Origin of the sequence: Providencia sp. PROV004 (assembly GCF_011045615.1) — a bacterium.
Taxonomy (GTDB): Bacteria; Pseudomonadota; Gammaproteobacteria; order Enterobacterales; family Enterobacteriaceae; genus Providencia; species Providencia rettgeri.
The window spans coordinates 357,701-369,153 of record NZ_CP042859.1 but is presented as its reverse complement, the minus strand read 5'-3'; the positions used below and the strand labels follow the sequence as shown (position 1 = coordinate 369,153).

Below are 11,453 nucleotides of genomic sequence, written 5' to 3'. Positions count from 1 at the left end.
TTGCAATGTATAAAAAGGACGTCTATTAGACGCCCTTTTTTACTAAGTGGTTCTTTCTTATTCAGAAAGAGCGGTATTATGCAATAATTTTTGCAACAACACCCGCACCTACAGTACGGCCACCTTCACGGATTGCGAAACGTAAACCGTCGTCCATCGCGATTGGGTGGATCAGGGTAACGATCATGTTGATGTTATCACCTGGCATTACCATCTCTACGCCTTCTGGCAGTTCGATAGTACCGGTTACGTCAGTTGTACGGAAGTAGAACTGTGGACGGTAACCTTTGAAGAATGGAGTGTGACGACCACCTTCATCTTTGCTCAGAATATAAACTTCTGATTCGAATTTAGTGTGCGGCTTGATTGAACCTGGTTTTGCCAGTACTTGACCACGTTGAATTTCTTCACGTTTAGTACCACGCAGCAGAACACCTACGTTCTCACCCGCACGACCTTCGTCCAGCAGTTTACGGAACATTTCAACGCCAGTACAAGTTGTTTTAACCGTGTCTTGAATACCAACGATTTCAACTTCTTCACCAACTTTGATGATACCACGCTCAACACGGCCTGTTACTACTGTACCACGACCTGAGATTGAGAATACGTCTTCGATTGGCAGCAGGAATGGCTTGTCAATTGCACGCTCTGGCTCTGGAATGTAAGTATCCAGGTGGCCTGCTAATTCAACAATTTTCGCTTCCCACTCTGGGTTGCCTTCCAGCGCTTTCAGAGCTGAACCACGAACAACTGGAGTGTCGTCGCCTGGGAAATCGTATTGAGACAGAAGTTCACGAACTTCCATTTCAACTAATTCTAACAGCTCTTCGTCGTCTACCATGTCACATTTGTTCAGGAACACGATGATGTAAGGAACACCTACTTGGCGACCTAACAGGATGTGCTCACGAGTTTGTGGCATTGGGCCATCAGTCGCAGCAACAACCAGGATTGCACCGTCCATCTGTGCAGCACCAGTGATCATGTTTTTAACATAGTCGGCGTGTCCTGGGCAGTCTACGTGTGCGTAGTGGCGAGTTGGAGTATCGTATTCTACGTGTGAAGTAGAGATAGTGATACCACGCGCTTTTTCTTCTGGTGCGTTATCGATTTGGTCGAATGCACGAGCAGAACCGCCGTAAGTTTTAGCCAGAACAGTAGTGATAGCTGCTGTCAGAGTAGTTTTACCGTGGTCAACGTGGCCGATAGTACCAACGTTAACGTGCGGTTTTGAACGTTCAAATTTTTCTTTAGACACGACTCTATTCCTTATGGAGTTCCCTCTTCACGATAAAGAAGGAACTTAAATTAAAGTTGTTAACCGATAAAAATCGATTATTTAGCGTTACGAGCTTCGATTACAGCTTGTGCAACGTTGTTTGGTGCTTCATTGTACTTCAGGAACTCCATAGAGTATGAAGCACGACCTTGTGTCTGAGAACGCAGGTCAGTAGCATAACCGAACATTTCTGACAATGGTACTTGTGCACGAACGACTTTACCAGTAGGCAGGTCATCCATACCTTCAATCATACCACGACGACGGTTCAGGTCACCAATAACATCACCCATGTAGTCTTCTGGTGTTTCCACTTCAACTTTCATGATTGGCTCAAGCAGAACTGGTTTAGCTTTTTTGAAGCCATCTTTAAACGCGATTGAAGCCGCAAGTTTAAACGCCAATTCAGAGGAGTCAACATCATGGTAAGAACCGAAATGTAAACGAACACCCATGTTAACAACCGGGTAACCAGCTAATGGACCAGATTTCAACTGTTCTTGGATACCTTTGTCAACCGCAGGGATGTATTCAGTAGGAATTACACCACCTTTGATGTCGTTGGCAAATTCGTAATCCATTTGAACGCCGTCTTTATCGTTTTTGTTCAGTGGGAACATATCGATAACGACATGACCATACTGACCACGACCACCAGACTGTTTCGCGTGTTTACCTTCGATATCAGTCACTTTCATAGTGATTGCTTCACGGTAAGCAACTTGAGGTTTACCAACGTTCGCTTCAACTTTAAATTCGCGACGCATACGGTCAACCAGAACGTCCAAGTGCAATTCACCCATACCAGCGATGATAGTCTGATTAGTCTCTTCATCACTTGATACGCGGAATGATGGGTCTTCTTGAGCCAGACGGCCTAATGCGATACCCATTTTTTCTTGGTCAGCTTTAGTTTTTGGTTCGATTGCAACAGAGATTACTGGCTCTGGGAATTCCATACGCTCCAGGATGATTGGTGCATCAACCGCACATAAAGTATCACCTGTAGTTACGTCTTTCAGACCGATAGCCGCCGCGATGTCACCAGCGCGAACTTCTTTGATCTCTTCACGTTTGTTAGCGTGCATCTGTACGATACGGCCAAAACGTTCTTTCTTCGATTTCACTGCGTTCAGAACTGTGTCACCTGAGTTAACAACACCAGAGTAAACACGGAAGAACGTTAAGTTACCAACGAATGGGTCGGTTGCAATTTTAAATGCTAATGATGAGAATGGCTCATCATCACTTGCGTGACGCTCTGCAGGAGTGTCTTTACCGTCGTCCAGAATACCATTGATTGCAGGTACATCTGTTGGCGCAGGTAAGTAATCAACAACTGCATCCAGCATCGCCTGAACACCTTTGTTCTTAAATGCAGAACCACAGGTAACCAGAATAATTTCGCTTGCAAGAACACGTTGACGTAATGCAGATTTAATTTCTGCTTCGGTCAGTTCTTCACCGCCCAGATATTTTTCCATCAGTTCTTCTGATGCTTCTGCTGCGGTTTCGATCAGGTTGTTGTGCCACTCTTCAGCAGCTTCTTGCATGTTCGCAGGGATATCTTCGTATTCGAAGGTAACGCCCTGATCTTCATCGCTCCACTTGATTGCTTTCATTTTCAGCAAGTCAACAACACCAGTGAACGACTCTTCTGCGCCAACTGGTAATTGCAGTGGAACTGCGTTAGCAGCTAAACGTGATTTTAATTGCTCAACAACACGTAAGAAGTTCGCACCCATACGGTCCATTTTGTTAACGAACGCGATACGTGGAACTTTATATTTGTTAGCCTGACGCCATACAGTTTCAGACTGTGGCTGAACACCACCAACCGCACAGTAAACCATTACTGCGCCATCAAGAACACGCATAGAACGTTCTACTTCGATGGTGAAGTCAACGTGTCCTGGGGTGTCGATGATATTGATACGGTGTGGCTCATACTGTTTTGCCATACCAGACCAGAATGCAGTAGTCGCTGCAGATGTGATAGTAATACCACGCTCTTGCTCCTGCTCCATCCAGTCCATTGTTGCAGAACCTTCGTGAGTTTCACCAATTTTATGGTTTACACCAGTATAGAACAGAATACGTTCAGAAGTTGTGGTTTTACCGGCGTCGATGTGTGCACTGATACCGATATTACGATAACGTGCTATGGGCGTTTGACGGGCCATTTTTTCCTCTCTCGTGGGCGTTCAATGCTTCATATAAAGGGTAGCAAATGGCTACCCTGAGATACATCACTAATGTGGGTAAGAAATAATTACCAACGGTAGTGTGCGAACGCCTTGTTAGCTTCTGCCATACGGTGAACGTCTTCACGTTTCTTAACAGCGGAACCTTTGTTCTCAGCAGCGTCTGATAATTCATTTGCCAGGCGAAGCGCCATAGATTTATCACCGCGTTTACGAGCAGCATCAACGATCCAACGCATTGCCAGGGCATTACGACGAACCGGGCGAACTTCAACTGGAACTTGGTAAGTTGAACCACCAACACGGCGGGATTTAACTTCCACAGTCGGACGCACGTTATCTAGTGCTAATTCGAATGCATCAAGTTCAGTTTTACCAGAACGCTGAGCAAGGGTTTCAAGTGCGTTATATACGATTGCTTCAGCAGTAGATTTTTTCCCGTCTACCATCAGGATATTTACAAACTTGGCCAGTAATTCTGATCCGAACTTAGGATCTGGAAGAATTTTACGTTGACCTATTACGCGACGACGTGGCATGGATATGACTCCGTTGTTAATTCAGGTTTGTCCAAAACTCTACGAGAGTATTTTGACATTAAGATTAAAATGTTTGGCCTTACTTAACGGAAATCCATTAAGCCTTAGGTTTTTTCGCGCCGTATTTAGAACGAGCTTGCTTACGGTCTTTAACACCAGAACAGTCCAGTGCGCCGCGAACGGTGTGATAACGCACACCTGGTAAGTCTTTAACACGACCACCACGGATAAGGATAACGGAGTGCTCCTGCAAGTTGTGGCCTTCACCACCGATGTAGGAAGAAACTTCGAAACCATTAGTTAAACGAACACGGCATACTTTACGTAATGCTGAGTTTGGTTTCTTAGGAGTGGTAGTATATACACGAGTACATACGCCACGTTTTTGCGGGCAAGCTTCCAGTGCTGGAACGTTGCTTTTAACAACTTTCGAGCTACGAGATTTGCGTACCAGCTGATTAATAGTTGCCATTATTAAAAAAGCTCCTGGTTTTATTGCTTCGTAAACACGGATTTTGACCTCGTTCGCCAACATGACGATACACGAGGACGCGAAATTTTATTGCTGACTGGCTCAGGTGTCAAGAAATATACAACTTTTAGTGCCTTTATATGGCAAAATGTTGTTTTTGGACTTCTGTTAGCTTCACAAAACCTTGATATGTGATTACAGAAACTGCGGTTGAGAGGGTATTTTGCAACCCGCGAGCATTGATGTCGGCATCCAAAGCGTACAACTGCGCACCTGTTTTTTGTAATGCAATAAGAAAAGGTGACTGTGCGACTGCCGCAACCACGCCATCTTGCATCAGTAAAACTACGTCTTCCGACGTAATAAAGCCTAGCATCGCAGAAAAATCACATTTAAATGGAGATGTTGCTAATGTATACAGCATAGAAAAGATCCTACTATAGATCAAAACTTAACCCAAGCTCAAAATTCACACAACCGATCAAAAATTAAGCACCACATCACATTCAGCTATTCTCGCTCTGATCTCTTTCTTGTTGAGAATTGTTGGCGTCACGACCCATTTGGTATTTTCCCCTAACCCTCGTTCTTGTAACGAAGAGCTGCAGAGATAAATTTTTTCAATGTCATATAATGGCAATATTTTAAATGTTGCGATGTAATCCCGAGCAAGCACTTCAGCAGGGTGTTGGTTTGCCAGAAGCTGATAGACGCCATCAGAGAGAAAAAACACCTGAATGTCTTCTGTCAGTGCTGAAGTTGCTAATAATGCATCTAGCCCTTCTCGACCACTGGCATTTCCATGGGGCATGGTTGTAAAGACAAAAGCTATTTTTTTCACACGATACCTTGTATTGAGCTGTTCTTAGAATTGAATTGTTCGGTCTGTGGTTATCATCGCTTCCGCAAGGCTTCCTAACCCACTCATTATAAAGCCCTCAGCAAGGTTGGCCGTTGGAAGTGATAAACTTTGCGCTTGTTCTTGGTCAACAACCCCTCGGCGCAAAGCTGCAGAAACACAGATATGCATTTCACACCCTGATTGTTTTGCCAGTTCTTGCCAAGCTGAAACTAAATTGAATTCATCTGTTGCCGGCGAGGTAAGCTGATTCGCATTGAAAACACCTTCACGATAAAAAAATAATGTTTTCAATATATGCCCTTCTTCAAGAAGGGCTTTTGCAAATTGATACGCACTCGCTGCTTGTTGTGTACCGTAAGCGGGACCTGTCACAACTAAGCAGTAGGTTAGCGAATTTGTATTACTCATTCACCGCTCTTGAATTGACGAATATATAAGTAAACCGTGTGCTTAGAAATATTCAGCCGGTCAGCTACTTGGTTGATGGCGTCTTTAATATCAAAAATACCTTTTTCGTATAAGTTAAGAACCACTTGCTTGTTTTTTGCATTATTAGAGACATTACGATCACCACCCACTTCTTCAATCGTATATTCCAATGTTTGCGCGACAAGGTCATCAACTGAAGAGGCAAAGTTCACATCTGAAGTGACTTCTTGTTTAGTTTCTGGAACAAACGATTGAATAATTTCAGAGAACGGTACATCTAAGTTCATATTGATGCATAGTAAGCCAATCACACGTTGCTTACGGTTACGAATCGCAATAGTAACGGATTTCATTAAATCACCGCTTTTCGCTTTCGTAAAATAAGCTTTCGAGACATTCGATTCTTCGTCTGCCATATCGTGCAGCATTCTCAACGCTAGGTCTGTAATCGGTGAGCCGATTTTACGCCCAGTGTGCTGACCATTTGCGATTCTGACTGCAGAGCAGTTTAGGTCTTCTAAAGAGTGAAGAACAATTTCACAGTGCCCACCGATTAGCATTGCCAGACCATCCACAGCAGCTTCATATGATTTTAAAATCTCATGGTCTGTCTCAGAAAAGGGCTGGTTATCCAATATGTTAATATCGCTGAGGTCGTGTGATTGTATAGAATCAGACATTTCAACATCATCCTTCTAATGTAAAAACTCATCCTGTTGACTAAAAAGGCGTTCATTATTCGACTATTTGGCCTTCATTACTTTGTTCGTAGCCAACAATTGTGATGATAAAAAATAAAATAGAGTCTTCTGAAGTTAAAACTCCACGGCGTTGCCGTCAAGCGAATGAATGCAAGACAGTCTGTTTTATCACAAGTTTTAAACAATTTGAGAATTTTTTTTGATGAGAAATACAAAAAAGCCCAACGCATGAATGTGTTGGGCTTCAAAATACACTTAACTAATGCTTAGTGAATCATTATTTAGCAGCAGGTTTGATATCTAATAATTCAACATCAAAGACTAATGTTGAATTTGCAGGGATACCTGGCACGCCATTTTCACCATAAGCTAACTCAGCAGGGATCACTAACTGCATTTTGCCGCCTTTTTTCAGGTTAACTAAACCTTCAGTCCAGCCTTTAATCACTGAATTTAATGGGATAGTCAGTGGCTCGTTACGTGAATATGAGCTATCGAATTCAGTGCCATCAATCAGAGAACCTTTGTAATGAACGACTACAGTTTCGTCTGCTTTAGGTTTTGCACCTGTACCGTCTTTTTCAATTTTGTACAGCAGGCCTGATTTGGTTTTTACAACGCCTTTTTCTTTCGCGTATTTTTCGCGGTACTCAGCACCTTTTTTCTCATTGTTGGCTGATTCTTCTTTCATTTTTTTGTCGGCAGCTTCTTTGACTTGACCTTCAAACTGACGCAATGTTTCCTCAACTTCTGCATCGGTCATTTTGCTTTTGCCGTTAAATGCATCTTGGACACCAGCAAGTAATTGGGCTTTGTCCAAGTTAATACCAATTGTTTTTTGCTCTTCTAAAGAATTCTGCATGTAGCGACCTAAAGACGCACCCAGTGCATACGCATTACGCTCTTCTGCGTTTTTGAATGCGCTGCTTTGTGCTTTGGCTTCCGCTGCCATCACTTGCGGAGCAGCAAAAGTAAATGCTAGCGTAGTTGCTAAAAGGCTTGCCTTAAACAGTGATTTCATCCTAGTCTCCGATAACTTTTATTCGATTATATTCGAATAGCGAACTATTCGTTTTATGGGTAGGGCTCTTTAAGTTTAGACCCCGTTACCCCATTGAGTATTAAAAAAATATAATAACTACTGAGACCACATTAACAAAAAGTCGTTTCGTCGCCTATATCTTTAACTAAAACTTATCTATTGATTTGTAATGTTCAGTTATTATGATGGTTTAATTACGATATAAACGCTTAAGGAGAGTCGGATATGGACTCATCTGATACATTTGAACAACGCTTAGAACTTTTAGAAAGTAAAGTTGCCTTTCAAGAACTGGCGATTGAGCAACTTAACCAGGTTATTACTGACCAGCAAATGCAAATGAGCCGCCTTCAAGAACATTTACGCATTGTGGCTGAAAGACTGAAATCATCCCAAGATTCTCACTTAGCAAGGCCAGAAGAAGAAACACCACCGCCACACTATTGATTTCAAAGATAAAACTCTTGATTTCAAATACAAAAAGGAAGCTTTCGCTTCCTTTTTTTTACAAACACTAATACGGAGTATTAGTGACAGCCGCAGCCGCCTTGTTTGTGTCCGTGACCTTCGCCGCCACCGCAGCAACCGCCTTCTGAACCGTGGCTATGACCACCACCGCCACAGCAACCACCTTCGTGGTCGTGGTCATGGTCGTGACCGCCTGCACCATGGACGTGGCCATGTGCAATTTCTTCTTCTGTTGCTTCACGGATAGCCATGACTTCAACATTAAATTTCAGGTTTTGGCCTGCTAACATGTGGTTACCGTCAACGATAACTTCATCACCTTCAATGCCTGTGATTTCGACAGGAACTGGGCCCATGTCAGTGTCAGCTAAGAAACGCATACCCACTTCTAGCTCATCAACACCCATAAATACATCTTTAGGAACACGTTGAACTAAGTTGTCATCGTATTGGCCATATGCGTCGTCTGAAGCGACTTCAACATCGAAGTTTTCGCCCACAGAACGACCTTCTAATGCTTTTTCTAAACCTGAAATTAAAGACCCACGACCATGCAAATAGTCCATTGGTGCGCTTGCTGGTGATTCGTCAACTAAAACACCGTCTTCTGTTCTTACTTGATAAGCCAAGCTGACCACCAAGTCTTTTGCTACTTTCATGACATCTCCTACTACCCGTAAGGGAAAAATTTTTGCCAATTGTACCGAAAAACTATGATGATGTATTGAGAATTGACAAATTTCTATTATTCAGGTGTAAAAATTCCAATAACCTGCTCTTTTTGCCTAACATAACCAGTTGCTTCATCCCCTGCTTGGCGTTGTTGATCGCCGCAATTGACACACTCAACGACATCAATTTTATCTTCACGCCACATCATTAATGTGTCTTGTGACTTACACTTAGGGCAAATCGCCCCAGCAATAAAGCGTTTACGTATTGAAGCCATTTCTAACCCTTACTGTTCATTATTCCAACTATGGGGCTGACGATGCTCTCTTTGCATTTCTTTCTCAAAGAGCTCATTAAGTTCACGACGCGCCTCTTTAATGCGTGAAATTTGCCCGCTATCACTATTTTCATTTTCAGGGTAGATATCCCTGAGCATTTTCATGTCTAAACGGCGAAAATGCTGCTTGGCACGATAAGCTTTATGAGGGTGCATCCCCGTACTGACTAAAGCCTTGCTGCCAAGTTCAAGCGCACTCGAGAATGTTTCGCGGCTAAAGTCAGTCACGCCACATTGCAATAGCTCATGAGCCTCAAGACGACCTTTAGCACGAGCAATAATATGCAAGTTAGGGAAGTTTTCTTGGCAAATTTGCACAATGTCCATCACTTCTTCAGGGACATCACTGGTAATCACGATAGATTTGGCTTTATCAGCTCCTGCTGAGCGCAATAATTGCAGTTCACGTGCATCGCCGTAATATACTGTATAGCCGTAGCGGCGCATGGTACTAATCGCCGTAACATCTTGTTCTAGTACTGTAATTTTAACCTTATTGGCCATTAATAATCGGCCAACTACCTGACCCATACGACCAAAACCGACCAAAATAACATGCGGGTCATTATCCTCTACAAACGGTTTTTCACTCGAGGCCGGCTGTTGATTATAACGATAGTTCAAATAAGCATCTATCAATTGCATCACAAGTGGAGTGGTCATCATCGAAAGCGTGACAACCACCAGCAATAAATCCATTTGCCGTTCATTAATCACACTTGCACCAAAGGCGGTTGCATAGATTACAAATGCAAATTCGCCACCTTGGCTAAGCACACCAGAAAATTGCGCTCTCGCACCATTTCGAAGCCTAGCGGCTAAACTCAGTCCGTAAAGTACTAACGCTTTGACAGCGACCAATACTACAACAGCAATCAATACTTGCGGTAAATAGGCCCACAACACATCTAAATTCAATGACATACCTACTGAGATAAAAAATAGCCCCAGTAGCAGACCTTTAAACGGTTCGATATTAATTTCCAATTCATGACGGAATTCTGTTTCCGCTAACATGACCCCTGCCATAAAGGTTCCCAGAGCCATAGAAAACCCAAGGCTTTCCATAATGAGTGCAGAACCTAATACCACCAATAAGGCGGCAGCCGTAAAAATTTCATGAACGCCAGATTTAGCAGCAAGCCTGAACATCGGCCGCAATAAGTAACGGCCAACGACCCATAAGCCTGCGAACGCCACTATCTTCAAACCAATCTTTTGCCAATCACTGGTTGCTGAATCCCCTGCTAACAATGGGATCAGCGCCATAATCGGGATAACGGCCATATCTTGGAATAACAAAACAGAGAAACCGAGTTGCCCACTTTCTTTGTTGGACATCCCTTTTTCGTTCATCAATTGAAGTGCCATTGCCGTTGATGACATCGCCATACCTAATCCACCGACAATAGCCGCTTGCCAAGAGAATTTGGCTAAAAATAGCAGTGACGCCATGATAGCTGCGGTCACGACCACTTGAAGCGTGCCCACACCGAAAATAGAGCGCCTAAGTTCCCATAATTTAGAAGGTTTTAGCTCTAACCCAATAAGAAACATCAGGAACACCACCCCCATTTCGGAGAAGTGTAAAATATCATCAACATTGCGAATAAAGCCGAAAACAAATGGCCCAATCATGATCCCGGCAAGCAAATACCCAAGCACAGCACCTAAGCGGATTTTTTGTGCGATAGGTACCATAACGACCCCTGCACAAAGGAAGATGATAACGGATTCAAATAGCCCCAGTTCTGACATTAGGATAACCCTCCCGCACCTAGCGGTTGCTGCATCCATTGACGGTAGTCATCGATAAGCTGTTCAAAGCGTTCTTTAGGCTGCCGACGTGCTGCATAAATAATGGTTGGTTCTAACCACTGCATATCACACATTAATGCGGTCAATTCAAATGGGCGAAGTATTTCTGTAAGCGGGTAATGATTATACCCATCATGTTGATAAGCGTGGATAGGCTCCCCCGTCGTGATCACCGAGCGCCAATATTTGCCTTTTAATTTCTGGTACCCCACGTCGGTAGCAAAACGGCGAGTTAACACGCGATCAAACCACTCTTTTAATAAAGCAGGGCAACTATAAGTATAGAGAGGATGCTGAAAAACAATGATATCGTGCTGACACAATAATTTTTGCTCCGCGGTAACATCAATAAAATAATCTGGGTAAATTGCGTATAAATCGTGCACAGTCACATGGTCAAAATCACGTACTGCCCCCAATAACGCCTTATTAGCCATCGATTCGTCGGGGTCCGGGTGAGCGTAGACCACCAACACTTTCGGTGTATTTGACATCTTTCCCTCCTCAAAGGCGTGTCAGACGGAACATTTTCCGTTACCATGCAGCCTGCTAAATAGAGTTTACACCCTAAACATTGCAGTCTTTGTATTATTATTCGGGTGTGTAGATTTGGGTAATTTAACATAT

Annotated in this window: 14 protein-coding genes; 1 reads left to right on the top strand and 13 read right to left on the bottom strand. The window is 43.3% G+C overall.

The features are described 5' to 3' along the window. Positions 1-76: 76 nt before the first annotated feature. The 9 genes from tuf to fkpA form a co-directional block, all read right to left on the bottom strand. On the bottom strand, positions 77-1,261 hold the full coding sequence (tuf, locus tag FVA69_RS01645) for an elongation factor Tu (RefSeq protein ID WP_004264373.1): 1,185 nt from the start codon (positions 1,259-1,261) through the stop codon (positions 77-79). Positions 1,262-1,338: 77 nt separating this feature from the next. Further along, positions 1,339-3,465 (bottom strand): elongation factor G, encoded by a 2,127-nt coding sequence (gene fusA, locus FVA69_RS01640; protein WP_109912909.1) that lies wholly within the window; start codon positions 3,463-3,465, stop codon positions 1,339-1,341. 89 nt (positions 3,466-3,554) lie between these two features. Further along, positions 3,555-4,025 carry a 30S ribosomal protein S7 gene (rpsG, locus tag FVA69_RS01635; protein WP_004262486.1) on the bottom strand — a complete coding sequence of 157 codons (471 nt, stop codon included), beginning with the start codon at positions 4,023-4,025 and terminating at the stop codon, positions 3,555-3,557. A 97-nt stretch (positions 4,026-4,122) separates the two neighbouring features. After that, positions 4,123-4,497, bottom strand: a complete 375-nt coding sequence (rpsL, locus tag FVA69_RS01630; protein WP_004265905.1) for a 30S ribosomal protein S12 — start codon at positions 4,495-4,497, stop codon at positions 4,123-4,125. A 136-nt stretch (positions 4,498-4,633) separates the two neighbouring features. Then, positions 4,634-4,921 carry a sulfurtransferase complex subunit TusB gene (gene tusB / locus FVA69_RS01625; RefSeq protein ID WP_164528302.1) on the bottom strand — a complete coding sequence of 96 codons (288 nt, stop codon included), beginning with the start codon at positions 4,919-4,921 and terminating at the stop codon, positions 4,634-4,636. Positions 4,922-4,978: 57 nt separating this feature from the next. Further along, positions 4,979-5,338, bottom strand: a complete 360-nt coding sequence (tusC, locus tag FVA69_RS01620) for a sulfurtransferase complex subunit TusC (RefSeq protein ID WP_109912908.1) — start codon at positions 5,336-5,338, stop codon at positions 4,979-4,981. Positions 5,339-5,362: 24 nt separating this feature from the next. Beyond that, positions 5,363-5,767, bottom strand: a complete 405-nt coding sequence (gene tusD, locus FVA69_RS01615) for a sulfurtransferase complex subunit TusD (RefSeq protein ID WP_115166426.1) — start codon at positions 5,765-5,767, stop codon at positions 5,363-5,365. Beyond that, the gene (locus tag FVA69_RS01610; RefSeq protein ID WP_004262503.1) at positions 5,764-6,468 is read right to left on the bottom strand and encodes a helix-turn-helix transcriptional regulator; all 705 of its coding nucleotides are present in this window, start codon (positions 6,466-6,468) and stop codon (positions 5,764-5,766) included. Before FVA69_RS01610 ends, tusD begins: the two co-directional genes overlap by 4 nt. Positions 6,469-6,766: 298 nt before the next feature. After that, positions 6,767-7,510 (bottom strand): FKBP-type peptidyl-prolyl cis-trans isomerase, encoded by a 744-nt coding sequence (fkpA, locus tag FVA69_RS01605; RefSeq protein ID WP_004262506.1) that lies wholly within the window; start codon positions 7,508-7,510, stop codon positions 6,767-6,769. A 246-nt stretch (positions 7,511-7,756) separates the two neighbouring features. Here fkpA and FVA69_RS01600 point away from each other — a divergent pair, with 246 nt between their 5' ends. Then, positions 7,757-7,978 carry a SlyX family protein gene (locus FVA69_RS01600; RefSeq protein ID WP_004262507.1) on the top strand — a complete coding sequence of 74 codons (222 nt, stop codon included), beginning with the start codon at positions 7,757-7,759 and terminating at the stop codon, positions 7,976-7,978. Positions 7,979-8,058: 80 nt separating this feature from the next. On the opposite strand, the gene slyD is transcribed toward FVA69_RS01600, so the two are convergent. From slyD to kefG, 4 genes are all read right to left on the bottom strand, one after another. Continuing rightward, complete coding sequence (gene slyD, locus FVA69_RS01595; RefSeq protein WP_004265922.1) at positions 8,059-8,658, bottom strand: peptidylprolyl isomerase; 600 nt, start codon at positions 8,656-8,658, stop codon at positions 8,059-8,061. Positions 8,659-8,744: 86 nt separating this feature from the next. Continuing rightward, the gene (locus FVA69_RS01590) at positions 8,745-8,948 is read right to left on the bottom strand and encodes a YheV family putative zinc ribbon protein (RefSeq protein ID WP_164528301.1); all 204 of its coding nucleotides are present in this window, start codon (positions 8,946-8,948) and stop codon (positions 8,745-8,747) included. 9 nt (positions 8,949-8,957) lie between these two features. Continuing rightward, positions 8,958-10,766 carry a glutathione-regulated potassium-efflux system protein KefB gene (gene kefB / locus FVA69_RS01585; RefSeq protein ID WP_164528300.1) on the bottom strand — a complete coding sequence of 603 codons (1,809 nt, stop codon included), beginning with the start codon at positions 10,764-10,766 and terminating at the stop codon, positions 8,958-8,960. Further along, positions 10,766-11,320 carry a glutathione-regulated potassium-efflux system ancillary protein KefG gene (kefG, locus tag FVA69_RS01580; protein WP_004265928.1) on the bottom strand — a complete coding sequence of 185 codons (555 nt, stop codon included), beginning with the start codon at positions 11,318-11,320 and terminating at the stop codon, positions 10,766-10,768. Before kefG ends, kefB begins: the two co-directional genes overlap by 1 nt. Between the last annotated feature and the right edge of the window lie 133 nt (positions 11,321-11,453).